Source organism: Streptomyces sp. NPDC057565, assembly GCF_042801455.1.
Classification (GTDB): domain Bacteria; phylum Actinomycetota; class Actinomycetes; order Streptomycetales; family Streptomycetaceae; genus Streptomyces; species Streptomyces yanii.
On the sequence record NZ_JBHVFU010000003.1, the window covers coordinates 215,055 to 241,485 of the forward strand.

Sequence of the window (26,431 nt, forward strand, 5' to 3'; positions counted from 1 at the left end):
GGGGTCACCCCCGGTCCAGGTAGGCCAGAACGGCCAGAACGCGGCGGTTGTCGTCGTCGGACGGCGGCAGGCCGAGCTTCCCGAAGATGTTCGAGGTGTGCTTGGCCACCGCCCGCTCCGTGATCACCATCTGCGAGGCGATCGCCGCGTTCGAACGGCCCTGCGCCATCAGCGCCATGACCTCCAGCTCGCGCGGGGTCAGACCGCCCATCGGTTTGTCCTGTGCGCGCCGGGACAGCAGTTGTGAGATCACCTGCGGGTCCATCGCGGTGCCGCCCGCCGCGACCCTGCGTACCGCGTCGATGAACTGGTCCGCGTCGAAGACCCGGTCCTTGAGCAGGTACCCGATGCCCCCGTTGCCGTCCGCCAGCAGTTCACGGGCGTACAGCTGCTCCACATGCTGGGAGAGGACGAGCACCGGCAGTCCCGGCCGGGCCCTGCGGGCCGCGAGTGCGCACTGCAGTCCCTCGTCCGTGTGGGACGGCGGAAGCCGGACGTCGACCACGGCGACATCCGGATCCAACTCGGCGAGGGCACGAGTCAGTTCGGGACCGGTCTCGACGGCCGCCGCGATCTCGAAGTCGTACGCCTCCAGCATCCGGACCAGACCGTCGCGCAGCAGGAAGAGGTCTTCGGCTAGGACAACTCGCAAGGGATCTCCATGGTCACCATGGTGGGACCGCCCGCTGGGCTGCTGACGGCCATGATGCCGTCGAATGTACCGAGTCGGCGTTCGATTCCGCTCAGCCCCGAGCCCGATCCGATGATCGCGCCGCCCCTGCCGTTGTCCGTGACGGAAATCCGGAGCATCGAGTCGACGTGATGGATGTCCACCCGGAGACGGTCCGCCCCCGAGTGCTTGGCGGCGTTCGTCAGGGTCTCGCTGACCGCGAAGTACGCGGCCGACTCCACCGGCGCGTCCGCGCGACCGGGCAGCTCCACGTCGACCTCCGTCTCGATGGGCAGCCGCAGCGCCAGCGCCCTCACCGCGTCCCCGAGCCCACGTTCCGCGAGGACCGGCGGGTGGATACCCCGGACGAGATCGCGCAGCTCGGCGAGGGCTTCCGCGGAGGACTCGCGGGCCATTGCGAGAAGCTTCTTGGCCTGCGCCGGGTCCTTCTCGATCAGCGCCTCGATCGTGCCGAGGTTCATGCCCATGGCGACCAGCCGGGCCTGCGCGCCGTCGTGCAGATCACGCTCGATACGGCGCAGTTCCGAGGCGGCGGTGTCCACGGCCTCGTGCCGGGTCTCGGTGAGCCGGTCGATCCGCCGGGCCAACTCCTGCTCAGGGGTGGGCGCCAGCACCGAACGGGCGATCACGAAGTGCAGCCGGAGCAGCGGTTCGCTCGCTCTGAGACCGATGAGGAAGAGCACCCCACCGAGCGCTGCGGCGGCCAGCGCCGTCGCCTGGCTGTCGACCGGCACGAATCCGTACCAGTAGGTGTCGTCGGTGAAGACCCGCCACAGGCCCGCCGCCAGGACGACCCCCTCCACCGGATAGAACATCAGCCCGGCGGCCACGACTGCCACCACGGAGCCGGCCGTCATGTCGACCAGCAGCCACTGGATGTCCCGCCGCGTCGCCGGGTCCTTCAGCATCAGCATGGTGCGCTCCACCCGGCCCGCGAGCCCGCCGCGCAGATTCTTCGGGACGGGCCGGTAGGGGACCGGGATGCGGACGTCCGCCCAGGTCGCCGCCAGCAGTCGGCGCTGATTGGCGTGCCTGCGGACCGCGGCCAGCACCCGCGGGGTGGTGAGGAGTCCCAGGCCCAGCGGAATGAAGGCGATCGAGAGCACCGTCAGCACGAAGAGGCTGATCGAACCGGCCGGGCCGACGATCGACAGGACGAGCCCGCGCCCGGCGGCCAGCAGCGCGGGCCGAACTCGTCCCCGAATCGCGTTCATGATGGTCCTTCTCCCCTCGTCGGGCCTTCGCGGCAGCGCCGGTCCGAGGACAGTCTCACCCGACGGGCGTCCGCGGCGTCAGCCGTTTCACCACCCGGGAGAGGTGTACCCAGCACCACCCTCGCGACCTCGCCCTGCGGTTCCGGGAGTAGGTGCCGGCAGCTGGGGCGCGCGGTGACGCCCGTACGCCACCGCGTCCGCACGGAAAGGGGCCCCGCCCGACCGGGTGCGTACCGGTCGGGCGGGGCCCCTCGCGTGCGTGTCCGTCAGGGGGCGTACTTGTAGCCGACGCGTCGCACCGTCTGGATCGACCGTCGGTGCTCGGCGCCCAGCTTGCGTCGCAGCCGGGCGATGTGGACGTCGACGGTGCGCCCGTCGCCCACATGTCCGTAGCCCCAGACGGTCGTCACCAACTGGTCGCGGGTGTGCACCCGGTGCGGATGCGCCACCAGATGGGCGAGCAGTTCGAATTCGAGGAATGTGAGGTCGAGCGTGCGCCCGTCCACCGTCGCGGTGCGCTGCACACTGTCGATGCGCACCGGCCCCGCCCCCGGCGTCACCAGCGGCTCCGGCACGATGCGCTGCGCCGCCGCGGCCGCGGCGGCGACGGCGGGCTGCTGGTCAGCCGGTACGAGGACCAGGTAGCCGATCATCGGCGGACGGCCCGGCAGCGCCGGAACGGTGTGCTGGGGTGCCGGAAGCCAGGTCGCACCCGGCGGCAGGAAGTCGGCCACGTCGGCCAGCTGGACGACCTCGTCGGGGGCGACGGCGCGCAGCCTGTGACGGTTGGGAGGGACGGAGCCGGCGGAGGGGTTGGCCGCAGCAGTCGCCGTGGACGCTGCGGTGGCAGCGGCGGCGGAGAAGGTACGAGTGTTCGCCATGAGGGTCAGCTCTTTCGCGCGAAGGAGTCGTCGAGGGACGGACTTGCGTCGTGCGCGCGGACCGAAGGCCGGGGTGAGCGGCGTTAGAGGGCCTGCGCGTTCCTCGCGCGGCAACACACCCGGTCGAAGTCATGATGCTGACGGGAGGGCCAGAACGGCTCAAGGTCACTGCGACCTGATGAGGTGTACGGGAAGCCGGCCATGCCCCCATTAGACCAGACAACGCGGTGGCGCAGCAGGCCTCTCTCACCCGTCGATACGGACCCTTTGCGTTCCGTTCCTCACCACGTCGTCACCCGGCCCTCACCCCGCTGGGCGCTCCTCCCACCGCCTCAGCCGACGAGCCGCTTGCGCCAGTCCAGGTCGGTCACCTCGATCGCCTGGTCGGGCGATCCGTCCCACTTCACCGTCAGCCCCGCCGCACCGAGCGCCGCCGCGACCTCCCGCCCGATGGCGACGGTGGTCGCCTCCGACTCGTCGAACCCGCCGTAGTACAGCGAGAACCCGTGCCCGCCGGCCGCTGCCTCCGTGATCTGTGTATGGAAGAAGACGAAGCCCCGGGCGTCCTTCTCGCCGTCCGCATGGATCTCGCTCAGCCCGCAGGAGCGGCAGCAGGTGAAGTGCTCCCGCGCCGTGATGCCGCTCCCGTCCAGCCGGGCGAAGGCCTGTTCCAACCGGTCCGCGTCCGTCACATCGGTCCACTGCTCCTGCTGGTCGACCCGCTCCAGCCACAGCCGCTCCACCAGCCGGCGCGCCTGGGCCGTCGTCACCGGGTGGACGCCGTCCTCGACGAGGTAGTCCTCGGCGAGTTCGGTCAGGCTCTTCACCGTGCCGTAGCCGCAGCGCAGTGCCAGCCGGACCCGCTCCGTCAGCTGTTCCTCGATCTCCGCGGGTATCGCGGGCACGGGCTCGTCGGCGGGCATGCCTGCGCTCTCCCAGGCGATCCCCGCATCCCACTCCGGCTCCCGGCGCGCCCAGCGCGTCATCACCCCGGCGACTCGCTCCGGGGAGTCGGCCGCCACCCGGAAGTGCCGCTCGGGAACACCGTCGCGATACTCCAACTGGTAGTCCCCGCCGTGTTCGTGCCAGGTCTGCACATAGCAGCCCGGTCGGTCCGGAACCCGCTGGACCACCAGGAAGTGGTCGCCCTCCCCGCCGATCCGGTGCACCAGATCGCTCAGCGCCTGCGCCGAAATGCGGGTGTGCGTCTGCCGGTTCTCGGTCTCCGCCTTGATGTCGAGCATGGGCCAACCCTGGCACACGCCACTGACAGCGGACCGGGCACGCCGAAGGGGCGCCCCCCGTCTTGGGCGGGCGCCCCTTCGGACCGGGTCGGTGCTGGATCAGACCTGGTCGGCCTTCTCCAGCGCCGTGCAGCAGGTGTCGACGATCAGCCGCGTGACGACGTACGGGTCGACGTTGGCGTTCGGGCGGCGGTCCTCGATGTAGCCCTTCTGGTCCTGCTCGACCTGCCACGGGATACGGACCGAGGCGCCGCGGTTGGAGACGCCGTAGCTGTACTCGTTCCACGGGGCGGTCTCGTGCAGGCCGGTGAGGCGGTCGTCGATGCCCGCGCCGTAGTTCTTGACGTGGTCCATCGGCTTCGAGCCCTCGCCCAGCGACTCGCACGCGGTGATGATCGCGTCGTAACCCTCGCGCATCGCCTTGGTGGAGAAGTTGGTGTGCGCACCCGCGCCGTTCCAGTCACCCTTGACCGGCTTCGGGTCCAGGGTCGCGGAGACGTCGAAGTCCTCGGCGGTGCGGTAGAGGAGCCAGCGCGCGATCCACAGCTGGTCGGAGACCTCCAGCGGGGCGAGCGGGCCCACCTGGAACTCCCACTGGCCCGGCATGACTTCGGCGTTGATGCCGGAGATGCCCAGACCCGCCTGCAGGCAGTTGTCGAGGTGCTTCTCGACGATCTCGCGGCCGAAGATCTCGTCGGAGCCGACACCGCAGTAGTAGCCGCCCTGGGCGGCCGGGAAGCCGCCCACGGGGAAGCCGAGCGGGCGGTGGCCGTCGAAGAAGGTGTACTCCTGCTCGATGCCGAAGATCGGCTCCTGGCCGGCGAACTGCTCGGCGACCGGACGCAGGGCGGCCCGCGTGTTGGACTCGTGCGGCGTCATGTCGATGTTGAAGACCTCGCACAGGACGAGGACGTCGTTGCCGCCGCGGATCGGGTCCGGGCAGGAGAAGACCGGCTTCAGCACACGGTCGGAGGCGTGACCCTCGGCCTGGTTGGTGCTGGATCCGTCGAAGCCCCAGATGGGCAGATCCGCGACGTCTCCCGAGGGCTCGCCTGCCATGATCTTCGTCTTCGAACGAAGCTTGGCGGTCGGCTCGGTGCCGTCGATCCAGATGTACTCAGCCTTGAACGTCACGGAAGCCATCCTTTGGGGGTGCTGCGGTGCTGCGGTCTGCGGTCCGGTCTCTGCAGCGCAGCTTCGCAAGACGCGATTTCCCGTCCGTTGCCCATATGTGAACCCCGTGTTACCGAGGTTTCCCGCGTTGTACGTGGGCCTTGAGGAGCCCATCGAAACCGGCGGCCCGGATCCGGCGCACCAGTTCCTCCTCGGTGCTGCCCAGCGCCGTGGCCGCCCGCGCGAGCCGCCAGTCGGCGTCGGAGAGCGTGTGCAGCAGATGCCCGCGTCGCACCTGTGCGTCGGAGAGCCGGAACGTCTTCAGATACGTGACCTGCCCCTTGTGGTCGGTGATCGTCTCGCCGATGTGCCGGCCGCCCCGGTTCCGGGTGAACGGCGGCAGGAACCGCCACAGCGTGAACGGCCCCATCCGGTGGACCCGGTCGAAGGCGTACGACGTGTCCAGCAGCTCGCGCGCGAACAGCGCGTCGTGCGCCTCACGCCACTCCCGCTCCTGCGCCCGTGCTGCCGCCCGGAGATCGGCGAGCGTCCGCACCCGTGCACCGTCGGGGATCCGCGCCCCGAACTCCGGGACCGGACCGCCGTACAGCGCGTACTGATGGATGAGCTCCCCGTACAGATCCTCGACGAGCGAAGCGTGCAGAAGGCGGTAGTCGTCCGGGTGCGGCAGCACGAAGGCGGCGGCGAGCGCATCGGCCGCGTACACCATCACCCCGCACTGGTCGGGATGGATCTCGAAGACACGCAGCGCGTCACCGAGACCGCGCACCGACCACCCCATGTACGCGTCCTCGGCGCGCGGCGAGAGGCCGTCGCGCAGTGCCTGCCGCGACCACTCCTCCCAGGCGATGGCCGGGCCGCCGAAGTGCAGCGAGAGATAGCCCTCCAGCGCGAGGTGCAGCGGCAGGAAGCGCAGCCGGTCGCCGGGCTGCCGCTTGGCCATGCGGTGGTGGCGATGCCGGTGGCGCAGCAGCGGCGCGGTGACGGGCGGGCGGGCACCGGCGCCCGGGTCACCGCTGCCGCCGGTGCCGAGCTGGGTACCGTACGCGGCACTCTGCCGGCCCGTACCGGCGCCGTCCGGCTCCGTACGCAGCCCCGACCAGTCGGCGACGAGACCGTGCGGGATGTATGACGTGTAGTGCGTCCGCGGGCCGGTGTCGACGACGCTGCTGCCGAAGCCCCGGTAGATCTCCTGATGCAGCCGCAGCCCCGCGACGGGCTCCTCACGCACCAGCGGCACCAGCCGGATGCCGCCCCACACCTGGGCGGGCCGGACCGTCAGCCCGGTCAGTTCCAGCCTGTTCACTCTCCTCGGCCCCCTCGTCCCCTCGGTCCGTGACCGGCCACGAAACGTGCGACCTGCCGGTCCAGATAGGCGTGCAGGGCCGCCGCTCCCGTGCGCCCCTCCGCGAACCGCGCGATCTCCACCAGCGCGGGCAGATCCTCGGCGTCACGGATACCGGCCGTCGGCACGCTCGGCGCGAGCCGTCGCACGTCGAAACCGTCCGCTTCGTATACAGGGTTCACATGGACCACGGTCGTGTGCCGGTCCGGATCCATCCGGGTCCGCCACACCCGCAGCACCTCGCCGGCCAGCCCGGGCGGCGCGTTGTCCCAGCCGTCCGAGACGACGACCAGCCGGTCGGGCCCGTGCTCGAGGGCGTCGAGGATCCGGGTGCCCAGCGGGGTCGGACCCCACGGCCGCACGAGAAGCGGATCGGTGGAGCCCGAGGTCCACAACGGGGTGTACGCACCGGGCGCGGCCAGCGCCTCCAGCAGGAAGTGGCAGGCCAGTGCCACGGCCAGCGGACGACGCCGCTTCTCCCCGGACCCGGACGACGAATAGCTGTCGTCCAGCACTGCGGCGACCCGGCCCCAGCTCCCGGCATGGGCACCGGCGGCGCGACGGGCGGCGGCGCGCAGCGCCCGCGTCAGGTATTGACGGTGGGCGTGCCGCGTCCCGAAGCCCAGGGACAGGACATACAGGGCGAGCCGGGTCAGCGGCATCACGGTCAGATCCACCCCGGCGGGCAGCTCCGTCCCGCCGTCCGTACTTCGCTGCCCCTGGGTGCGCAGCCGCTCCAGCCGCGTCATCCGTGGCACCATCCGTTCCAGGAACGCCTCACGCTTCATGCCGTGCTTGGCTGCGAACCCCTCGGCGACGGTGAACGGCAGTTCGTCGACAGCGCCCTGCTCGTAGTGGGCGCGACGCCAGGCGTCGAGCAGTCGGTGCCGGTAGCGCGGCAGTCGGCCGGGTCGGAACAGGAAGTCGCCGAGCTCGTGCGGCGCCTCGGAGTCCGGGTCACCGAGGGGCAGATGGACATGGCGGGCGGCGGTCCTCAGACCGCTGCGGTACTTCACCGCGTCGTGTGCCAGGTCCGGCCGGGAAGCCAGCCAGTCGCGCATGATCGCGCGGGTGCGCCGGTTGTTGATTTTGGCGCTCCGCAGCGCCCGGAACAGCCGGTAGACGCGCTGCGGAGGAAGCCGGGCCAGCCGGGCGGCGATCAGCCGGCCCTCGGTGCGCCGCTCCTCCGCGGTCGCCTCGGCGGCGGTCTCCAGCAACCCCTGCACGATGCGTGCGGCGTTGTGGTCATTGATGTCGAGGGCGAGCGAAGCGGCGTACACCTTGCGGTAGTTGACCCTCACGTACTCATGCAGGAAGTCCAGTGAGAGCTGCTGCTGGTACGCCTCCGAGCGGAACTCACGCTGTCCGGTCGCGGTGATCGCCGCATGGACGAAGAGGAGCACGTCCTCGGCGGCAATGAGGTCGGCGTACGTGTCCGTGTCGGTCATCCTCTTCCCCCGTGACGTTCCGCCGCCGCATGCGGAGATGTGGAAGCCGGCCGGGGAATGGGGGCGCGATCAGCGAAATCACTGCTTCAGAGGCACGTCCCGGAAGTCGCAGCCGGAGTCCCGCGGCCGGCTCCGCCAACGTAACCGCGGGCCGTCGCACACCGCCACCTGATAACGACCTGGTGCACGATGGAGAGTGGATCAGGTCGTAAGCGGACCGGGCAGACTGGCCTCCATGACGACACCACCCGCCGCTCCCCTGCGTATCGGCCTTCTCGGTACGGGCCCCTGGGCCCGGAACACCCAGGCACCCGCCCTCGCCACCCATCCCGACGTCGTGCTCAGCGGCGTGTGGGGGCGCCGCCCCGAGGCGGCGGACGCGCTCGCGGCCACCCATGGCGCCACGGCGTACTCCGGTGACGCGGGCGTCGACGAACTTCTCGCCGTGAGCGACGCCGTCGCGTTCGCCCTGCCGCCGGACGTCCAGGCCCCGCTGGCCGCGCGCGCCGCTGCCGCCGGGTGTCACCTGTTGATGGACAAGCCGATCGCGACGACTGTGGCCGGGGCCCGGGAGGTCGCCGAGGCCGCCGACCGGGCGCGGGTCGCGTCGGTCGTGTTCTGCACACTGCGGTTCGCGAAGGAGACGTCCGACTGGATCGCCGAACAGGCGGGCCGGGACGGGTGGTTCACCGCCCGTGCCCAATGGATCGGCGCGCTGTACGCCCCCGGTGCGGACAGCGAGTACGCAGCGTCTCCGTGGCGCCGTGACAAGGGCGGTCTGTGGGACGTCGGTCCGCATGCGCTGTCGGTGCTTCTGCCGGTGCTCGGCGATGTGACGGAACTGACCGCGGCCCGAGGGCCCGCCGACACCACCCATCTGATCCTCCGTCATGGCTCCGGCGCGTCCAGCACGGTGACGCTCGCACTGGCCGCGCCGCCGGGAGCCGTGGGTACGGAGATCGAGCTCCGGGGGGAGGCGGGGGTCGCCACGCTGCCTGGGTGGGGGGATGCGGTGGGGTCGTTCCGGGCGGCGGTGGATGCGCTGCTCGAAGCGGTACGTACGGGGGTCCCGCACCCCTGCGACGTACGGTTCGGGCTGCGGCTGACCGAGCTGCTGGCCGAGGCGGAGGCCAAGGCGGGGCCGGTGCCCGTACGGTCCTGAACGGCGGGGAGAGACCGTCCGCACCGTGCGGGCACCGCCCGGGCGGGTCAGCCCACGCGCTCGATGCGGGCGCGGCGGATCAGGAACTTGCCCGGCTCGCGGACCTGCTCGAAGGCCGCGTTGTTCAGCAGTGCACAGCTGCCGGAGGGCGAAGTGACCGTCACCGTGGTGGACTTGTTGTTGTCGAGATTGGTCACCCTGAGCTCGGTGCCGACGGGGAACTGATTGCTGGATGCGGCGGGGGCACCACCCTCGCCGGACAGCGTCACGGTGGACCCGGCACAGACGACATCACCGGTGGTCCGGCCCCCTCCGCCGGGCGACGCCGTGGCCGCGGTCCCGGGCGTCGATGCCGGTGCGGACGTGGGTGCGGACGCGGCGGGATCCACGGCCGCCCCCGCCGATGCTTCCCCGCCGCACCCCGAGGCGGCCTGCCGGCGTCGGATCTGCGCGATCACGGCTTCCCGGTTGGCGATCCGCGCAGCCGACTGGGCATCCGGGTCGGCCCGCTGACCGGCGATGAACTTCTCGTTGTTGCCGAGAGCCGTGGCCAGTCCGGTGCAGACGACCGACGAGGCCCGGTCCGTCGGCGGCGACTGCGCCGCCTGGCCGGTCCCGGCCAGTACGGCCGCCGTCCCACCGGCGAGCGCGGCGGCCCCGACCAGCAGGGCGAGCTTCTTCTTGCGGCTGAGGGTTTTTTTGCGTGACACGTAAGGCTCCTGTCCCCGGCCGGAACACCTGGTGCGCTCGGGCCGGATGCGGTGCGTGTGTCCCTACGTACGAGTAACAGGCGCGTTCGTTTCAGCCGCAGCGGGACGTCAGCGGTGGCGGCGGGGGTGCAGGCGCCGCCGCCACGGAACCGGATCACGAACGGGTCTCCTCGATCGCCTGCCGGTCAGCGAATGGCGGTGACCGCCTGGTGCGCGGCGGACAGGAAGCGCCGCACGGCTTCTGTCTCACTCTCGTCGAAGTCGCGCAGCACTGTCACCGTCTTTTCGATCAGCTGCCCGAAGAACGCCCACCCCAGCTCCACCGCCCGTGGGTCCACCGCCAGCAGCACCCGTCGACGGTCGCGCGGGTCGCGGGTGCGGGTGAGGTGGCCGAGCCTTTCCAGCCGGTCGATGACGGCGGTGGTCCCTGCGGAGTTGAGTCCGAGCTGCGCACCGAGCCACCCGGCGGTCGCGTCGGTGCCCGCCCGTTCGGCGTCGAGCAGGCAGATCAGGGCGCGCACGTCGGTGGGGTGCATGCCGTTGCGACTCGCGAACTCGGCCTGCCGCAGGCCGAATTCGACAGTCACTTTGCGCAGCAGATGAACGATCTCCATCTCGGAACTCTGCTCGCCCATGAGATCTCCTTCCCCTATTATCTCGCTGAGCGAGATAATATCCAAGGGCACTCACCTTCGGGAGCACCTCATGGCAACCACGTCATCCGGGTCAACCGCAACGGCCGTCTCCGAGTCGTTCCTCTCGGCGTACGACGAGGTCCTGGCGGCCAAGTGGCCCGTCGGAACGACCCACTCCGACGTCCCCACCCCGTACGGCACCACCCGTATCAACAGTTACGGCCCCGAGGGCGCCCCGCCCCTGGTGCTCCTGGCGGGGGGCGGCTCCACCTCCACCGTCTGGTTCGCCCAGGCCGCCCACCTGGGGCGCACCCACCGCGTCCACGCCGTCGACCTCATCGGCGATCCGGGCCGCAGTGCGGCGGGGGAGTGCCCGATCCGTACGGTGCCGGACCTGACGGCCTGGCTGGACGCCGTGCTGGACGCCCTGAACACCACATCGACAGCACTCTGCGGCCATTCCTACGGCGCCAGGATCGCGCTCCACTACACCCTGCACGCACCCGACCGCGTCCGAAGGCTGATCCTCGTGGACCCGACCCAGTGCTTCGCCGGTTTCCGCCCCGGCTATCTGCTGCACGCACTGCCGATGCTGCTCCGCCCCAGCGCGAAACGCACGCGCACCTTCATGAACTGGGAGACGGACGGCGCCACGCTCGACCCGACATGGCTGCACCTGCGCGAGACGGCCGCCGACTTCCCGACCGCCCGCCCGGTCAACGGCCCGCGCCCCACTCCCGAGGCCCTGAGCACGCTGAACGTGCCGACCTTGATCCTTACGGCCGAGAACAGCCGGGCCCACAACGCCGCACGGGTCGCCACCACCGCGACCCGGCTGCTCCCGCACGCACGGACGGCGACGATCCCGGGCGCCACGCACCACACGCTGCCGCTGCACGCCCCGGACGCCGCCGAACTCAACCGCAGGATCGAGAGCTTCCTGCTGACTGAGTGATTCCGGCAGGGCTCAACGCCCCAGAGCGTCCCGCACGGCTTCCTCCGTACGCGCCACGACGGCCGTCCCGTCCTCCGCCGTGATGATCGGCCGCTGGATCAGCTTCGGATGCTCGGCAAGTGCCGTGATCCACCGCTCCCGTGAACCGGCCTCGCGCGGCCACTCCTTGAGCCCGAGCTCCTTCGCCTCTGCTTCCTGCGTCCGCGTGATGTCCCACGGCTCCAGCCCGAGCCGGTCGAGTACGGCCCGGATCTCGTCGGGCGACGGCACATCCTCCAGATAGCGGCGGACGGTGTATTCGGCGCCCTCGGCGTCGAGCAACTGCACCGCACTGCGGCACTTGGAACATGCGGGATTGATCCAGATCTCCATGGGGCCAACGGTACTCGACGTACCTCGCGAAAGCCCCTCTGGCCAGGGGCGATTGTCAGTGGTGGGTCGTAAAATGGAGGTAGTTCGTGAGGGTTTCACGACCGTGCCAGGAGGATGCCCATGGCCGTTGCCGCAGTCACGACCAAGCCGCTCCACAAGCCCCTGCAGAAGAAGCCGCTCCCCGCGGGCCGACCCCGCGAGTGGTACGTCTCCCACAACCGCCGCCTGAAGGCCATGCGCCTGGCGATCGCCCTGCTCGACACGGGCGTCTACCACCCGTCGAACGCTGACAACGACACGATACGCACGACTGCCGAGCGCATCGGCATCCACCCGCCGTCCGACATCACCTGCCGCATGGTCCGCGCCCTGATCCGCTACGGCCGCTGAAGGACCGGAAGCCTGTGCCCCCGGAAGCCGGGGGCACAGGCACATGGGCACACCCGACTACCCGGTTCAGAACCTGCCGCAGACGGCCGTGGCGAAGGCCCCGGACGCCGAGGCAGTCCGAACGGTGACGTCCATGGCGGTGCCGGTCACCTCGTAGGTGAGATGAACGTTCCTCGTCCTCTCCCTGGACAACACGTCGGCGACCACCCCGACGGCCGCCGCCCCGGCACCGGCCGGCAGAAGCACGACGACCAGCAGCACCACAGGGCAGCCGCGCCTGCGTACGGCCTCCGCTCCGGCCCGGCCCTTCACCCGTCCGGCATACGGGGCATGCGGTGCGGCCTGTGGACCCGTTGACTGGGGCGACGGGCAAGTGCTGGGAGGCACGATGACGAGGAAAGCCGCGCGAGGCCTGTGGGCCGTGCTGCTGACGACGGCCGTGATGTCGACCGCCGGTGCCTGTTCGGACGACGGCGGTGGCGCCTCCACCAAGGCGTCCGAGGCGGCCTCCGCCGCAGCGTCGGCGGCATCCAGGGGTTCCGACGTGGTGGCCTCGGCGACGGCTGCCGCGGGCGAGAAACTGAGAGGCTTCAAGAACGGCGTGAACGCCAAGCGCGACGTCAAGCTGGGCGCGGTGAGCACCGACCGCGACGGCCGCGCCACCTCGAAGATCACCGTGACGAATGGCACCGACTCGCCGAAGTCCTACGCTGTGCAGGTCACCTTCCGTGACGCGAGCGGCAACCTGCTCGACATGGTGGTGGTGACGATCGACGACGTCGGGCCGAAGTCCTCCAAGGACGCCATCGCCCGCAGTAACCGCAAGCTGTCGGGTGAGGTCAAGGCCGACGTGGGGACGGCTCTGCGGCACTGATCGCACCATAAGTGTCTTCACGTTCGGCAGTGGTTGTTCCGCCGTTCCCCGAGGCCGGCCGTTGAAGCACATGGCACGGCGGAGCCTGCACCCGGTGGGAGCGCCAGGAAAGTGCCGTCAGCTTGTTCTCGGTGCCGGTGCCCGGTTGCGGGATCTCGAGAATGATCCGCCGGCCTGAGCGGTCGTCGACAACGAGGGCACTCTCCTCCAGCAGCATGCGGCCGACAAAAGGATGCTTCACCTCTCGGGTGGTGACGTGGTGCCTTTCGATTTCGTGCTGCTGCCACCATTTGCGGAAGTCCGCGCTGTTCTGGCTCAGTTCGCGGACCAGCGCGGTGAACCATGGTTCTTGTACGTAGACTCCGGTGGCTGCGCGGAACTCCGCCAGGACGGAGCGAGCGCTCGGCTCCCAGTTCTGAATCAGTTCCCGCAGGTAGCCGCCGAAGAATAGCCACAGGATGTGACGATGCTCAGGAGGGATTTTGGTCAGATCCCCGTAGACATCGGTTCTGGCCTGGTTCCAGGCCAGAATGTTGAAACGGGGACCGAGGGCGATGGCCGGATGCGGTTGCTGGCTGTCCAGGATGCGTTGGAGGGCTGGAGGCACACCGTCCGGGGAAACACTCGCGCTGGAAGGGGCGTCGCCGTGCGCCAGAGCCAGCAGATATTCGCGCTCTTCGGTGTTGAGGCGTAGGGCTTCGGCCAGCGATTCGAGGACGTGGTCCGATACTCTGATGTTCCGGGCCTGTTCAAGGCGTGAGTACCAGCAGGCGCTGATTCCTGCGAGGTCGGCGACGTCTTCCCGCCGCAGCCCCGGGGTTCGTCGAGATGCCCGTGGTGGAAGACCGACCTCTTCCGGCTGAAGTGCTCGCCGCCGTGTTCTGAGGAAGTCCGCGAGCTCCGCTCGCCGTTGGTCGTAATTCATCCGTCGTTCCCTCTGCTGGGCGACATTTGCGGATGGTTATTACCTGGGACCCCTACTCCTAGGATAGTCGGTTTCTGGATGCGTGCTCGGCCGCGTGTGATGCTGCTGCTGGACGTGGTGTTCGACCGTGCGACGAGGTGTGGAGAAGGGGCACCGTTCCTCAACGAACGCCTGTCTTTCGGTCCGGCGGTCGAAGGGAGAAAGTCATGCATGGCAAGCGGTACCTTTTCGGGCTCAGCCCAGTGCTCATCGCCTCGCTGGCGTTGCCTGCGGGTTTCGCCGGGGAAGCGTTCGGCGCCCCACCCGCGGCCGCTGCGGCGACAGCGGCCCCCTCGAAGGCCCCCTCGGTAGGGCCTGGCGATCCCGGATTCAACATCGGCGTGGCGACCGGCCAGGTCGATGGCCGCGCGCTGTGCGTGAGCAGGGTTGGCGGCCATCTGCCGCTGATTCCCCTGAACCAGCAGGCGGCGTTCAGGGCGGGCTACGACATCGGGTTCACGTCGGTGTGTAGTCCTGCGTTCCAGCCGCAGCGGCTGGTGCAGCGGCAGCAGCAGCAACAACAACAGCAGCAGCAACGGCAGCAACAGCTGCAACAACAACTGCAGAGTCTGCGCGTGAACGTGAACCTGCCGCCTGGGCAGCAGCCCACGACGCCGCCTACGACGCCGCCTACGACGCCGCCTACGACGCCGCCTACGACGCCGCCTACGACGCCGCCTACGACGCCGCCTACGACGCCGCCCACGACGCCGCCCACGACGCCGCCCACGACGCCGCCCACGACGCCGCCCACGACGCCGCCCACGACGCCGCCCACGACGCCGCCGACCACGCCGCCGACCACGCCGCCGACCACGCCGACGACGACGCCGACGGCGCCGACGATGCCGACCACGCCTACGGCGCCGACGATGCCGACCACGCCTACGGCGCCGACGATGCCTACGACGCCGATGATGCCGACGGCGCCCACGATGCCCACGACGCCGACCACGCCTACGCAGTAGCAGCAGGAGCCGGCTGGCGGGGCCCTCCGGCGGTCATCATGCCGCCCGTGGCGCGTAACCCGCGGGACACGCGGGTTACGCGCCTACTCTCTGCCGGTTCCCGGCGTGAATTTCTGTGTCAACGCCGAGGAGGGACGCTACCGCGATGGTGTGGGGTAGCGCCCATCGCTCTCTGTGCACAGGGTGGGACAGGTGCGGACAACGAGTAACGCCAACAGCTGTTTCCGCATTTTCGATTTTTGTGGGTTCGCTTCGCCTCCCATGTATCGATGCGATGTGCCTTCGGGTGCGAGTCCGCGATCGAGATATGCGGCGGAGCAGTTGCGCTGCTCATGGGGCATGTTGGCAAGGCCTTCGGAACTGGGGCGGTGATGCCGCACTGAGCGGTCGCCGACAACGAGTGAAATATCCTTTGGCATATGCGGCTGATGAAAGAGAGCGCCACTTCCCGGACGGTGAAGTGTCGCCTTTCGATTGCTTACTGCCGCGGCCATGTGCAGAAGTCCGTTCCGTTCTGACTCAGTTCGCGGACCAGCGTAGTGAACTACGCTCAGCTGACTATTTCCCGGCCCAAGGAAGGAAATGAGGGCGAGTGTTGAATGCGGTTGCCGCCTGTCCAGGATGTACTGCAGATCCGGAGCTGCATCGTCTGAGGAAGTCCGTTGACTCTGCTCGCCGTTGGGTACCAATCAACCCCTCGTTCCTCTGGCGGCCGACAAGTACGGATGGTTATTACCTGGGACCCCTACTCCTAGGATGGATGGTTTCTGGATGCATGCTCCGCTACGTGTGATGCTGCTGATGGAAGCGGCGTTCGGCCGTACGAGGTGTGGAGAAGGGGCACAGTTCCTGCTGCGAACGCCTGTCTTTCGTTCCAGCGGTCGAAGGGAGAAAGTCATGCGTGGCAAGCGGTACCTTTTCGGGCTCAGCCCAGTGCTCATCGCCTCGCTGGCGTTGCCTGCGGGTTTCGCCGGGGAAGCGTTCGGTGCCACACCTCCAGCCTCTACGGTGGCAGCGGCCCCCTCGAAAGCACCCTCGCAGGTCATTGATCCGTTCTCGTTCAACGCCGGGCTGAGGGCTTGCAGGACTGGCGGCGTGCTGCTGCAGCCGCAGCGGTTGCAGCCGCAGCGGCTGCAGCAACAGCAGCAGCAGCAACAGCAGCAACAACAACAGCAGCAGTTGGTGCAGCTGAACGTGCAGCAGCAACAACAGCAACAGCAACAGCAACAGCAGCAACAACAACAGCAGCAGCAACAGCAACAACAGCAGCAACAGCTGCCGCAGCAGCAACAGCAACAGCAACAGCAACAGCAACAGCAACAGCAACAACAGCAGCAGCAACAACAGCAGCAGCAACAGCAACAACAGCAGCAGCAACAGCAGCAACAGCAACAGCAACAACAGCAGCAGCAACAGCTGCCGCAGCAGCTGCCGCAGCAGCAGCAGCAACAACAGCAGCAGCAGCAGGCTGTAGCCGGCTAGCGCGGCTGTTCGGCGGTCACCATGACGCACCAGGGCGCGTAACCCGCGGAGGATGCGGGTTACGCGCTACGTGCAAAGCGTCCATGCTCTGCCGGTTCTCGGCGGCAGCTGGACAGCCGCCCCCCTTGAATGTCTGTGTGAACGCCGACGAGGGCCGCTACCCCGATGGTGTGGGGTAGCGGCCCTCGCTGCTGCCTGTGTGATCAAGTCAGGGAGCCGGGGAGTAACGCCAAGAGGTGTTCCCGCAGCTCGCAGCCCGCTTTCGAGCTCCGGGCCCGGCTCGTCCGACCTTGCTCTTTAGATGTCGAAGTACAGCTCGAACTCGTGCGGGTGCGGGCGCAGCTGGATCGGGGCGATCTCGTTGGTGCGCTTGTAGTCGATCCACGTCTCGATCAGGTCGGACGTGAAGACGCCGCCCGCGAGGAGGTACTCGTGGTCCGCCTCCAGGGCGTCCAGGACGGCGGGGAGCGAGGTCGGGACCTGCTGGACGTTGGCGTGCTCCTCGGGAGCCAGCTCGTACAGGTCCTTGTCGATCGGCTCGGCCGGCTCGATCTTGTTCTTCACGCCGTCGAGGCCGGCCATCAGCAGAGCCGAGAAGGCCAGGTACGGGTTGGACGACGGGTCCGGGGCGCGGAACTCGACGCGCTTGGCCTTCGGGTTCGATCCCGTGATCGGGATACGCATCGCGGCGGAACGGTTGCGCTGCGAGTAGACCATGTTGACCGGGGCCTCGAAGCCGGGGACCAGGCGGTGGTACGAGTTCACCGTCGGGTTCGTGAAGGCCAGCAGCGACGGCGCGTGCTTGAGGATGCCGCCGATGTAGTAGCGGGCGATGTCCGAGAGACCCGCGTAGCCCTGCTCGTCGTAGAACAGCGGGTCGCCGCCGGCCCACAGGGACTGGTGGACGTGCATGCCCGAGCCGTTGTCTCCGAAGATCGGCTTCGGCATGAAGGTCGCGGTCTTGCCGTTGCGCCAGGCGACGTTCTTCACGATGTACTTGAAGAGCATCAGGTCGTCGGCCGCGGCGAGCAGCGTGTTGAACTTGTAGTTGATCTCGGCCTGGCCGGCGGTGCCGACCTCGTGGTGCTGGCGCTCGACCTGGAGGCCGTTCTTGTCCAGCTCAAGGGAGATCTCGGCACGCAGGTCGGCGAAGTGGTCGACCGGCGGGACCGGGAAGTAGCCGCCCTTGTAGCGGACCTTGTAACCCCGGTTGTCCTCTTCGGAGCCGGTGTTCCAGGCGCCGGCCTCGGAGTCGATGTGGTAGAAGCTCTCGTTCTCCGACGTCTGGAAGCGGACGTTGTCGAAGACGTAGAACTCGGCCTCGGGGCCGAAGTACGCGGTGTCGGCGATGCCGGTGGAGGTGAGGTACGCCTCGGCCTTCTTGGCCACGTTGCGCGGGTCACGGCTGTACTGCTCGCCGGTGATCGGGTCGTGGATGAAGAAGTTGATGTTGACGGTCTTGTCGCGGCGGAACGGGTCGACACGGGCGGTCGACAGGTCCGCGCGGAGCGCCATGTCGGACTCGTGGATGGCCTGGAAGCCGCGGATCGACGAGCCGTCGAAGGCCAGTTCCTCGGTCGGGTCGAATGCCGCTGCCGGGATGGTGAAGTGCTGCATCACACCGGGCAGGTCACAGAACCGGACATCGATGAACTTGACATCTTCGTCGGCGATGTACTTCTTCGCGTCGTCGGCGTTCTGGAACATCCAACTCCTCCTACTCCCGGCCCGGGAGGGACGGGGTTGTAGCTCGTGGTGCGGCCAGTGCGGTGGCACACGCTGGACCCGACCATAGGCAGGCCGGATTTCTCAAGCATGACCCATTTGTTTCGCCGAAGTTAACCGAGGCGGGTGTCGGCGGCACCTCGGAGGCGTACCGGGGCTGTGGCCGGGGGGCCGCGTCCGCGAGCCCGGAGGGCCCCACCCGGCAGGGCGTGGAGGGCGGCGCAGTACCGTGGACGGGTGGACAATAGGCAAGCAATCGGATCGTGGCTCTCCGGGCCGCGTGCGGCCGCCGAGGACATGGGCGCCGATTTCGGCTACCGGGGCAAGCGGCTCGGTCTGCCCGAAGAAGGACCGGGGGCGATCGCGCCGCTCGGCCGGCGCTTCGGCGCCCTTTTCATCGACTGGGCGCTCTGCCTGCTGATCGCATACGGGCTGTTCGCTCGCGGTGACCAGCAGGCGGCCGGGAACTGGGCCCTCGGGATCTTTGTCGTACTGAGTGTGCTCACCGTCGGGACCGTCGGCTGTACGCCGGGCAAGCGCATCCTGGGTATCCGTGTCGTCGGCGAGGGCGGCGGTCGGCTCGGTCTCGGGCGGGTGATCATCCGGAGCTTGCTGCTGTGCCTGGCGATTCCGGCTCTGGTCTGGGACCGCGACGGGCGCGGGCTGCACGACCGGCTCTCGCGCGCCGTGCAGGTGCGGATCTGAGACGGTCCGGCGAGGCGGAGATGTGAAGAGGGCGGGCTGCGAACCTCAGTGGTTCGCAGCCCGCCCTCTTGTGCGTCGAGTGTGTGGCGTCAGCGCATCTTGCCGCCGCGCGGCATCCGCATGCCCTTCGGCATGGGGCCCTTCGGCAGCGGCATGTTGCTCATCAGGTCGCCCATCGCCCGCAGCCGGTCGTTGGCCGCCGTCACCTGCGGGCCGGTCAGGACCCGCGGCATCTTCAGCATCTTGGTGCGGACCTTCTTCAGCGGTACCTGGCCCTCGTCGTTGCCGACGATGATGTCGTGCACGGGTACGTCCACGAGGATGCGGGCCATCTTCTTCTTCTCGGCCGCCAGCAGGAGCTTGACCCGGTTCGGGTTGCCCTCGCCCACCAGCACGATGCCCGCCTTGCCGACGGCCCGGTGGACGACGTCCTGGCTGCGGTTCATTGCTACCGCCGGAGTCGTGGTCCAGCCGCGGCCCACGCGGTCCAGCACCGCCGCCGCAGCGCCCGGCTGTCCCTCCATCTGCCCGAAGGCCGCCCGCTCGGCACGCCGCCCGAAGACGATCGCCATCGCGAGGAGGGCCAGCACGAAGCCCAGGATGCCCAGGTAGATCGGGTGATCGATCAAGAAGCCGACGGCGAGGAGGACACCGAAGGTGACGATTCCCACACCCGCGACGACAAGACCGATCTTGGGGTCGGTCCGCCGGGTCATCTTGTAGGTCAGGGCGATCTGCTTGAGCCGCCCCGCGTTCTCGGCGCTGTCCGCGCCGTCAGTGTTTGCCTTCCTCGCCATGTACTGAAGTTTACGTGGCCTAGGAGCGGTGGTCGGCCACGGCCTCCAGTACGTACTCGGTCTCGACCCGGTCCTTGGCGCGGCGGCGGTCCTCGAGGACGGCCGTCCAGGCGTTGCGGCGGGCGGTGCGCTGGCCGCTGCTCAGCAGCAGCGACTCGACGGCGCGGAGAGCATCGGTGACGGACGGAATGGCGGTGGCGCGTACCGGCACGGCCTGCATCGTGGAAGTCCCCTCGGAACGGATGCGCGGAGTGAGTGGGTTACAGGAGTTGCTTGCGCGGGCTGGAGACGGTGAGCAGTGGCGGCAGCAGCCGTGAGAACCACTGCGCTGCGTGCATCCAGAGTCACTGCTCGGTGTTACCAGCGCATGACCTTTCGGTCAAACACCAATGAAACCTTGATATGAGCGCCGCGCACGCCGACGCGGCCCATACGCGTCCCCGACCTGCGAGGAGCGTATGGGCCGCGTCGATTCAGCCAGTACCGCTCAGTAGCTTCTTGTGCTCGGATTCACACAGCCCGGGTTCAGGCAGTGGGCGCGGCCGTGGCAACGCCGCGCCGCTCGATCGCCTGCTGGAAGAGCCGTCCGGCCCGGTACGAGGAACGGACCAGCGGCCCGGACATCACGCCGGAGTAGCCGATCTCGTCGGCCTCCTCCTTCAGCTCCACGAACTCGTGCGGCTTCACCCAGCGCTCGACCGGGTGGTGGCGCACGGAGGGCCGCAGGTACTGCGTGATCGTGATGAGCTCGCAACCGGCGTCGTAGAGGTCCTGGAGAGCCTCGCTCACTTCCTCGCGGGTCTCGCCCATGCCGAGGATGAGGTTCGACTTGGTCACCAGCCCGGCCTCGCGGGCCCGCGTGATGACCTCCAGGGAACGCTCGTAACGGAAACCGGGGCGGATCCGCTTGAAGATCCGCGGCACGGTCTCGACGTTGTGCGCGAGCACCTCGGGGCGCGAGGAGAAGACCTCGGCCAGCTGCTCGGGCTCCGCGTTGAAGTCGGGGATCAGCAGCTCGACCTTGGTGGCACCGGCCTCGCGCTCCGCCGTCAGCGTGTGGATCTGGCGCACGGTCTCCGCGTACAGCCAGGCTCCGCCGTCCTCCAGGTCGTCGCGGGCGACGCCGGTGATCGTGGCGTAGTTCAGGTCCATCGTGACGACCGACTCGCCCACGCGGCGGGGCTCGTCCCGGTCCAGCGCCTGCGGCTTGCCCGTGTCGATCTGACAGAAGTCACAGCGCCGGGTGCACTGGTCACCGCCGATGAGGAACGTGGCCTCACGGTCCTCCCAGCACTCGAAGATGTTCGGGCAGCCGGCCTCCTGGCACACCGTGTGCAGACCCTCGCTCTTCACGAGCTTCTGCAGCTGGTTGTACTCGGGGCCCATCTTCGCCCGGGTTTTGATCCACTCGGGCTTGCGCTCGATGGGGGTCTGGCTGTTCCGGACCTCCAGGCGCAACATCTTGCGCCCGTCGGGTGCGACAGCGGACACGTCCGGCTCCCTACGACTTCGATTCTTCGGCGAACACCAGGGTACGCCCGCTATTTGTGCGGTTGGGGTGTGGCCCTTGCCCTTGGGCAACCAGGGGGTGGTCCGGGCCATTCCCGGGGCTCCGGGTCAGGCCGAGGCCCGGTCGATCTCCCGCGGGGCGAGCTCCGCGTTCTCCAGGACGTCCGTCAGGTGCTTCTCGATCACCGGGAGCACCTCGGCGACCGTGACGTCGCGGCCCAGCTCGTACGCGAGCGAGGTGACGCCCGCGTCGCGGATGCCGCACGGCACGATCCGGTCGAACCAGGTGTTGTCCGGGTTCACGTTCAGCGCGAAGCCGTGCATGGTCACACCCTTGGCGACCCGGATGCCGATCGCCGCCAGCTTGCGGTCCTCGCGCCGCTGACCGGCGTTGGACGGGGCGTACTCGGGGCCGTTCAGCCGCGGGTCGAACTCCTCGTCGTGCAGCCGCGGGTCGAAGTCGAGGGAGAGGCCGCCGAGCGACGGACGCTCCTCGACCGGGTCGCCGAGCACCCAGACTCCGCTGCGGCCCTCGACCCGGCTGGTCTCCAGACCGAACTCGGCAGCCGTACGGATCAGCGCGTCCTCCAGCCTCCGGACATGCGCCACGACGTCCACCGGGCGCGGCAGCTTCTGGATCGGGTAGCCGACGAGCTGCCCGGGGCCGTGCCAGGTGATCTTTCCGCCGCGGTCCACGTCGACGACGGGAGTGCCGTCCAGGGGGCGCTCACTGTCGGTCGTACGGCGTCCCGCCGTGTAGACGGGCGGGTGTTCCAGCAGCAGACAGGTGTCGGGAACCGTGTCCTCGAACCGGGCCGCATGCACCTCGCGCTGCTTCTGCCAGGCCTCCTGGTAGTCGACAGCTTCCTTGCCGAATCCCAGCCGGACGAACCGAAGCTCACTCACGGAGATGCCTCCCTACTTGCGGTACCGGGAGCCGGGGGGTGCCCCGGAACCACGTCACCATGCACTGATTCGCGCCCGGGCCACTGTACGACCGCCCCGGGAGCGGTGGCCCGGCAGGTTGTTCCCGTCAGCGCCACCCCCAATCCTCACACGATCGGATGAATGTGAAGCGAAGGAGACTGCGGCCGCCGTAGGGCCCGCTAAATTCGCGCCGTTCCATAAGGGCCGCCCGCCCGGCCCCGAAGGCAGGAGACCGTACAGCTGATGTCGGAACGACCTCCGCAGCGCACCCCCAACCGCCAGCTCGCCTCGCTCATCACCGAAGCCGGATTCTCGAACGCCGGTCTCGCCCGCCGGGTGGACCAGCTCGGCCTCGAACACGGCCTGGATCTGCGCTACGACAAGACCTCCGTGACTCGCTGGCTGCGCGGTCAGCAACCGCGCGGGACCACCCCCGCACTGATCGCCGAGGTCTTCACCCGGCGGCTCGGGCGACGGCTCTCCGCGCAGGACCTGGGCCTCGACGCGTGTGCGCCCGTCTACGCCGGCCTGGAGTTCGCCGCCACTCCGGCCGAGGCGGTGGACATCGTCAGCGGCCTGTGGCGGAAGGACTCGGGCAGCCATGCGGAGCTGCGCAAGATCGCCTTCACCCCGGCAGGGCTCGTGGTGCCCAGCCGAGACTGGCTGATCGGACGGGCCGACGAGTGGGTGGGGCGGGGGAGCGAGACGGCTGCCCCCGGCGGGGGCAGCGGGACCCGGGCGGCGCCGGTGCTCGGTGCGCAGCGCGGGCCGGTGGGGGCCAACGGGTCCCGTGGTTCGCACGCCGGGGCGCACGCCACGGCCCACGCGGGGGCGCATGGATCGCACGGGGGGAGCGGGCCCGGGGGCCGGTACGGCGCCCGGGGGCCCGCGCCCGCCAGGCCCTCCGGGCCCGCCGCGTCGCCCTCCGCCTCCGCCGGGACTCCGGTGCATCTCGTGCCGTCGGCAACCGGTGCCCCCGGCGTCCCCAGGCAGCGGCAGTCCGACCGCGGATCCGGCCAGAAGGTCAGCAGCGGCGATGTCGCCGCCCTGCGTTCCGTCGGCGAGCTCTTCCGCACCCTCGACAACGCCTACGGCGGTGGCCACGCCCGCCAGGCGCTCGTCCGCTACCTGGAGCACGAGGCCGAGCCGATGCTCCGTGGGACGTACGGGGAGGCCACCGGACGGCGGCTCTTCTCGGCCGCCGCCGATCTGACCCGGCTGGCGGGCTGGACCTCGTACGACATCGCGGCGCACGGCCTCGCCCAGCGCTACTTCGTCCAGGCGCTGCGGCTCGCGCAGGCGGCGGGGGACCGGGCGTACGGCAGTTACGTGCTGATCACCATGAGCCGGCAGGCGGTCTATCTGGGGCACGGCAGGGAAGCCGTCCAGCTGGCGCGCGTCGCCCAGCAGGGCATCGGCTCGTCGGCGCCGCCCGTCGTGCTGGCCCTGCTGCACGCCGTCGAGGCGCGCGGGCACGGCGTGCTCGGCGAGGCCAGGACCTGCGCGGCCTCGCTGGCGCGGGCGGAACGCGCGCTGGAGAGCGCCCGGCCCGGGGACGACGTACCGTACTGGGCGCGCTACTTCGACGAGGCGCAGCTCGCCGACGATTTCGGGCACTGTCACCGCGATCTGCAGCAGTACCGGGCCGCCGCCCAGCATGCGGAGCGTTCGCTGCAGCTGCGCGCCCCGGCGTACGCCCGGAGCAGGCTGTTCTGCCGGGTGGTGCTGGCGTCCGCCCGGCTCGGGCTCGGTGAGCTCGACCAGGCGTGTCTGCTCGGCGCGGAGGCGGCCCAGCAGGCGGCGGAGATGCGGTCGGTTCGGGCGACGGAGTACGTACGGGACTTCGAGCGCCGCCTCGAGCCGTACCGGGACGCGGCTGCGGTACGCGGATACCGGGACCGGGTCGCGGCCCTCGGGTGATCCCTCCCGCGGGACCACGGATGACGCTTCCGTGTGACTCCGGCGCGCGACAGAACGGGTGGTGGCCCGGACCGGGAGCGATCGGTCCGGGCCACCACCCGTTTCGGCGGGGCTCTCTCAGTGCCCGCGCACCTCGACCTCCGCCAGCGACAGCGGGTTGGTGCCGGAGGTCAGTTGCACGCGGACGTACCTGCCGGAGGTACCCGCCGGGAGCTGCACGTTGGACGGCCGTCCGGCCTGGCCGGTGACATGGACCGCCGTCACACCGGGTGCGGTCCGCGCCTCATCGAGTCCGTCGGCCGTGATCGGGGTGTCCGAGGTCATGACCCAGAAGTCCTTCAGCCGATCGGAGCAGCAGTCGGTGCGGTTCCAGATGTCGACTGCGGACAGTGACTTCGAGGCGCCCAGGTCGACCTGCCACCACGCCTGCGACGAGGGCTCCGCGGTGTGGGTCACCGAGCCCGACCCGAAGGAGCCGTCGGTGTTCCCGTCGACGGCGCGGGAGGCAGGGGCGTCCCACGCGGTGCTCTTCTGGGTGGCCGGCTTGTTCCGGGCGAGGTTCTCCGGGGCCACCGTGACCTTGACCGCCGTGGTGGTCGTGAGAGGGCCGTGGCGCAGGGTGATGTTCAGTGTGTGCCTTCCGGGGGCCGCGGAAGCGGGCGGCGTCACGGTGAACGGGACCTTCGCGTCGGCGCCCGGCGACAGCGGGTTCACGCGGGTGGCCGCCGGCGTGACGGTCCAGCCCTCGGGTCCGGACAGCGCGATCCCGGTTCCGGGTGCGTGCGTGCGGGCGGTGTTGGTGAGGGTCAGGGTGCCGTCGGCGGCTCGTCCGGGGTTGAGCTCCTTCGGCAGTTCGGTCCTCGTGCGGACGAGGGTGTTCACGCCCGGAGTGGTGACCTTGAAGACGTACGCGCTCGTGCTCCTGGTGGCCGACGCCCCCTGCTTCGGCGTCTCGACGATCACGCGGCCTGCGGAGTCCTTGTGCCAGGGCAGTGCGCTGCCGTCCGAACCGAGCAGAGTGATACGGGAGTCGGCGGTGACGGGCGTGTCGGCGCCGAGGGTGAGTTCGGCGCCGGGCCACTCCAGCGCGGTCGCGTACAGCGTGCCGTCCTTCACCGTGTAGCGGACCTTGTCGTCCCCGGTCGGTTCCTCGGCGTGGTGCCAGTAGGTCGTCCCGTAGATCGCCTCACCGTTGATCTTCAGCCAGGCTCCGATGTCGAGAAGCCGCTGCTGCTGGATCTCGGGGATGGTGCCGTCGGCGCGCGGGCCGATGTCGAGCAGCAGATTGCCGTTCTTGCTGACGATGTCGGTGAGCGAGTCGATCAGCTGGTCGGAGGTGAGGTGGTCCTCCTCGGGCTCGTTCTGGTTGTAGCCGTAGGAGTGCGCGATGCCTCGGCTCGCCTCCCACTTGTTCGGGTCGATGTCCGGCTTGACCGTGTACTCGGGTGTCTGGAAGTCGAGTTCCTTGCTGTCCAGCGCACCGGTCTCGATCTTGCAGCGGTTGGCGACCGCGACTTCCTTCGGGTGCGCCCGGTTCTTCGCGCGGTTGTAGTAGTCGGCGATGACGGGCGCGGTCTTCCAGTACGACGCGGGTTTGTCCCACTGTCCGTCGCACCAGATGATGTCGGGATCGTACTGATCGACCAGCTCGTTCATCTGCGGGACCATGTAGTCGCCGACGTAGTCCTTGACCGACGGGGCGCCGGTGTACGGGACTTCGACGCCGGTGTACGGGTTGCGGACCGGTTTGCCGGTGTACGACGGGTTGTACCACTCGTACAGCGAGTAGTAGAAGCCCGCCTTCAGCTGCCCGCCCTCGGTGTCCTTGCGCGCCGCCTTGAACAGGTCGCCCGCCAGGTCGCGCTTCGGGCCGAGGTCCACGGTGTCGCGGCCGCTGACCTTGCTGTCGAACAGTGCGACGCCTTCATGGTGCTTGGAGGTCAGCACGAAGTATTTGGCACCGGCATCCTTGAACAGCTTCACCCAGGCGTCCGGGTCGTACTTCTCGGCCTTCCACTGGCCGATGAAGTCGTCGTAGTTCGCCGCCGTGCCGTAGGTGTCCTTCTGGTGGGTGTTGGTGGCGCTTCCCTTGCTGTTCATGTAGTTCCAGTACCACTCGGCGTAGCTGCCGCGCGGGCCCCAGGCGGGCACCGAATAGGCGCCCCAGTGGATGAAGATGCCGAACTTGTCGTCGTTGAACCACGTCGGCGTGGGGTGGCTGTTGAGGGACTCCACCGTCGGCTCGTAGTCCTTCGACGGGGGTTCGGGCGCGGCGGAGGCCGGGGTGGTCAGGAAGCCGGCGAGGGCCGCCAGAGCCGTCGCTCCGACGAGTCTGGTACGGGTACGGATGCGGGTGCGGGTCACTGCGGGTTCCCTTCG

General features: G+C 69.3%; 26 protein-coding genes. 6 read left to right on the forward strand and 20 right to left on the reverse strand.

From position 1 onward, the window contains the following. Positions 1–4: 4 nt before the first annotated feature. From ACFU8W_RS08205 to ACFU8W_RS08235, 7 genes are all read right to left on the reverse strand, one after another. Positions 5–652, reverse strand: a complete 648-nt coding sequence (locus ACFU8W_RS08205; RefSeq protein ID WP_384033488.1) for a LuxR C-terminal-related transcriptional regulator — start codon at positions 650–652, stop codon at positions 5–7. Beyond that, positions 637–1,905, reverse strand: a complete 1,269-nt coding sequence (locus ACFU8W_RS08210) for a histidine kinase (RefSeq protein ID WP_384033491.1) — start codon at positions 1,903–1,905, stop codon at positions 637–639. The genes ACFU8W_RS08205 and ACFU8W_RS08210 overlap by 16 nt, the downstream gene beginning before the upstream one ends. Before the next feature lie 266 nt (positions 1,906–2,171). Then, complete coding sequence (locus tag ACFU8W_RS08215) at positions 2,172–2,786, reverse strand: winged helix-turn-helix domain-containing protein (RefSeq protein ID WP_345512819.1); 615 nt, start codon at positions 2,784–2,786, stop codon at positions 2,172–2,174. A 332-nt stretch (positions 2,787–3,118) separates the two neighbouring features. Next, positions 3,119–4,030 carry a DUF6891 domain-containing protein gene (locus ACFU8W_RS08220; RefSeq protein ID WP_384033495.1) on the reverse strand — a complete coding sequence of 304 codons (912 nt, stop codon included), beginning with the start codon at positions 4,028–4,030 and terminating at the stop codon, positions 3,119–3,121. A gap of 99 nt (positions 4,031–4,129) precedes the next feature. Further along, positions 4,130–5,164 carry a glutamine synthetase gene (gene glnII / locus ACFU8W_RS08225; RefSeq protein WP_345512816.1) on the reverse strand — a complete coding sequence of 345 codons (1,035 nt, stop codon included), beginning with the start codon at positions 5,162–5,164 and terminating at the stop codon, positions 4,130–4,132. 109 nt (positions 5,165–5,273) lie between these two features. Continuing rightward, a complete protein-coding gene (locus ACFU8W_RS08230; protein WP_384033499.1) occupies positions 5,274–6,470 on the reverse strand; it encodes a hypothetical protein in 1,197 nt (398 codons plus the stop codon). Beyond that, positions 6,467–7,957: a hypothetical protein gene (locus tag ACFU8W_RS08235; RefSeq protein ID WP_384033502.1), complete on the reverse strand. Its 1,491-nt coding sequence runs from the start codon at positions 7,955–7,957 to the stop codon at positions 6,467–6,469. The genes ACFU8W_RS08230 and ACFU8W_RS08235 overlap by 4 nt, the downstream gene beginning before the upstream one ends. Positions 7,958–8,192: 235 nt before the next feature. Between ACFU8W_RS08235 and ACFU8W_RS08240 the strand changes: the two genes are divergently transcribed. Next, positions 8,193–9,119 carry a Gfo/Idh/MocA family protein gene (locus ACFU8W_RS08240; RefSeq protein ID WP_384033505.1) on the forward strand — a complete coding sequence of 309 codons (927 nt, stop codon included), beginning with the start codon at positions 8,193–8,195 and terminating at the stop codon, positions 9,117–9,119. A 47-nt stretch (positions 9,120–9,166) separates the two neighbouring features. Here the strand turns inward: ACFU8W_RS08240 and ACFU8W_RS08245 are convergent, their stop codons facing one another. Both ACFU8W_RS08245 and ACFU8W_RS08250 read right to left on the reverse strand, forming a co-directional pair. After that, positions 9,167–9,829, reverse strand: coding sequence for a hypothetical protein (locus tag ACFU8W_RS08245; RefSeq protein WP_384033508.1), 663 nt, complete (start codon positions 9,827–9,829; stop codon positions 9,167–9,169). 185 nt (positions 9,830–10,014) lie between these two features. Beyond that, the gene (locus ACFU8W_RS08250) at positions 10,015–10,464 is read right to left on the reverse strand and encodes a MarR family transcriptional regulator (protein WP_384034277.1); all 450 of its coding nucleotides are present in this window, start codon (positions 10,462–10,464) and stop codon (positions 10,015–10,017) included. A 70-nt stretch (positions 10,465–10,534) separates the two neighbouring features. Here ACFU8W_RS08250 and ACFU8W_RS08255 point away from each other — a divergent pair, with 70 nt between their 5' ends. Further along, positions 10,535–11,419, forward strand: a complete 885-nt coding sequence (locus ACFU8W_RS08255; RefSeq protein WP_384033511.1) for an alpha/beta fold hydrolase — start codon at positions 10,535–10,537, stop codon at positions 11,417–11,419. Between the two features lie 12 nt (positions 11,420–11,431). Here ACFU8W_RS08255 and ACFU8W_RS08260 read toward each other — a convergent pair whose 3' ends face one another. Then, positions 11,432–11,791 carry an arsenate reductase family protein gene (locus ACFU8W_RS08260; protein ID WP_384033514.1) on the reverse strand — a complete coding sequence of 120 codons (360 nt, stop codon included), beginning with the start codon at positions 11,789–11,791 and terminating at the stop codon, positions 11,432–11,434. A 120-nt stretch (positions 11,792–11,911) separates the two neighbouring features. Here ACFU8W_RS08260 and ACFU8W_RS08265 point away from each other — a divergent pair, with 120 nt between their 5' ends. Next, a complete protein-coding gene (locus ACFU8W_RS08265; protein ID WP_384033517.1) occupies positions 11,912–12,181 on the forward strand; it encodes a hypothetical protein in 270 nt (89 codons plus the stop codon). A gap of 66 nt (positions 12,182–12,247) precedes the next feature. On the opposite strand, the gene ACFU8W_RS08270 is transcribed toward ACFU8W_RS08265, so the two are convergent. Further along, complete coding sequence (locus ACFU8W_RS08270; protein WP_384033520.1) at positions 12,248–12,493, reverse strand: hypothetical protein; 246 nt, start codon at positions 12,491–12,493, stop codon at positions 12,248–12,250. Between the two features lie 76 nt (positions 12,494–12,569). On the opposite strand from ACFU8W_RS08270, the gene ACFU8W_RS08275 reads away from it, so the two are divergent. Then, the gene (locus tag ACFU8W_RS08275) at positions 12,570–13,055 is read left to right on the forward strand and encodes a hypothetical protein (RefSeq protein WP_384033523.1); all 486 of its coding nucleotides are present in this window, start codon (positions 12,570–12,572) and stop codon (positions 13,053–13,055) included. Here the strand turns inward: ACFU8W_RS08275 and ACFU8W_RS08280 are convergent. From ACFU8W_RS08280 to glnA, 4 genes are all read right to left on the reverse strand, one after another. Continuing rightward, complete coding sequence (locus ACFU8W_RS08280; protein ID WP_384033526.1) at positions 13,021–13,980, reverse strand: helix-turn-helix transcriptional regulator; 960 nt, start codon at positions 13,978–13,980, stop codon at positions 13,021–13,023. The genes ACFU8W_RS08275 and ACFU8W_RS08280 overlap by 35 nt on opposite strands. A gap of 481 nt (positions 13,981–14,461) precedes the next feature. Next, positions 14,462–14,974: a hypothetical protein gene (locus ACFU8W_RS08285; protein ID WP_384033529.1), complete on the reverse strand. Its 513-nt coding sequence runs from the start codon at positions 14,972–14,974 to the stop codon at positions 14,462–14,464. A 796-nt stretch (positions 14,975–15,770) separates the two neighbouring features. Continuing rightward, positions 15,771–16,499: a hypothetical protein gene (locus tag ACFU8W_RS08290; RefSeq protein WP_384033532.1), complete on the reverse strand. Its 729-nt coding sequence runs from the start codon at positions 16,497–16,499 to the stop codon at positions 15,771–15,773. 267 nt (positions 16,500–16,766) lie between these two features. After that, positions 16,767–18,176, reverse strand: coding sequence for a type I glutamate--ammonia ligase (gene glnA / locus ACFU8W_RS08295; RefSeq protein WP_345512801.1), 1,410 nt, complete (start codon positions 18,174–18,176; stop codon positions 16,767–16,769). Positions 18,177–18,431: 255 nt separating this feature from the next. Between glnA and ACFU8W_RS08300 the strand changes: the two genes are divergently transcribed. After that, the gene (locus ACFU8W_RS08300) at positions 18,432–18,899 is read left to right on the forward strand and encodes an RDD family protein (RefSeq protein WP_327246799.1); all 468 of its coding nucleotides are present in this window, start codon (positions 18,432–18,434) and stop codon (positions 18,897–18,899) included. A gap of 89 nt (positions 18,900–18,988) precedes the next feature. Here ACFU8W_RS08300 and ACFU8W_RS08305 read toward each other — a convergent pair whose 3' ends face one another. The 4 genes from ACFU8W_RS08305 to lipB form a co-directional block, all read right to left on the reverse strand. Next, positions 18,989–19,696, reverse strand: coding sequence for a DUF4191 domain-containing protein (locus ACFU8W_RS08305; protein WP_345512800.1), 708 nt, complete (start codon positions 19,694–19,696; stop codon positions 18,989–18,991). Between the two features lie 19 nt (positions 19,697–19,715). Continuing rightward, on the reverse strand, positions 19,716–19,916 hold the full coding sequence (locus ACFU8W_RS08310; protein WP_037693926.1) for a hypothetical protein: 201 nt from the start codon (positions 19,914–19,916) through the stop codon (positions 19,716–19,718). A gap of 305 nt (positions 19,917–20,221) precedes the next feature. Continuing rightward, a complete protein-coding gene (gene lipA, locus ACFU8W_RS08315) occupies positions 20,222–21,187 on the reverse strand; it encodes a lipoyl synthase (protein WP_345512798.1) in 966 nt (321 codons plus the stop codon). Positions 21,188–21,313: 126 nt separating this feature from the next. Continuing rightward, a complete protein-coding gene (gene lipB, locus ACFU8W_RS08320; protein ID WP_384033538.1) occupies positions 21,314–22,111 on the reverse strand; it encodes a lipoyl(octanoyl) transferase LipB in 798 nt (265 codons plus the stop codon). A 264-nt stretch (positions 22,112–22,375) separates the two neighbouring features. Between lipB and ACFU8W_RS08325 the strand changes: the two genes are divergently transcribed. After that, the gene (locus tag ACFU8W_RS08325) at positions 22,376–24,052 is read left to right on the forward strand and encodes a regulator (protein WP_384033541.1); all 1,677 of its coding nucleotides are present in this window, start codon (positions 22,376–22,378) and stop codon (positions 24,050–24,052) included. Positions 24,053–24,169: 117 nt separating this feature from the next. Here ACFU8W_RS08325 and ACFU8W_RS08330 read toward each other — a convergent pair whose 3' ends face one another. After that, the gene (locus tag ACFU8W_RS08330; protein ID WP_384033543.1) at positions 24,170–26,416 is read right to left on the reverse strand and encodes an alpha-L-fucosidase; all 2,247 of its coding nucleotides are present in this window, start codon (positions 26,414–26,416) and stop codon (positions 24,170–24,172) included. Positions 26,417–26,431 lie beyond the last annotated feature (15 nt).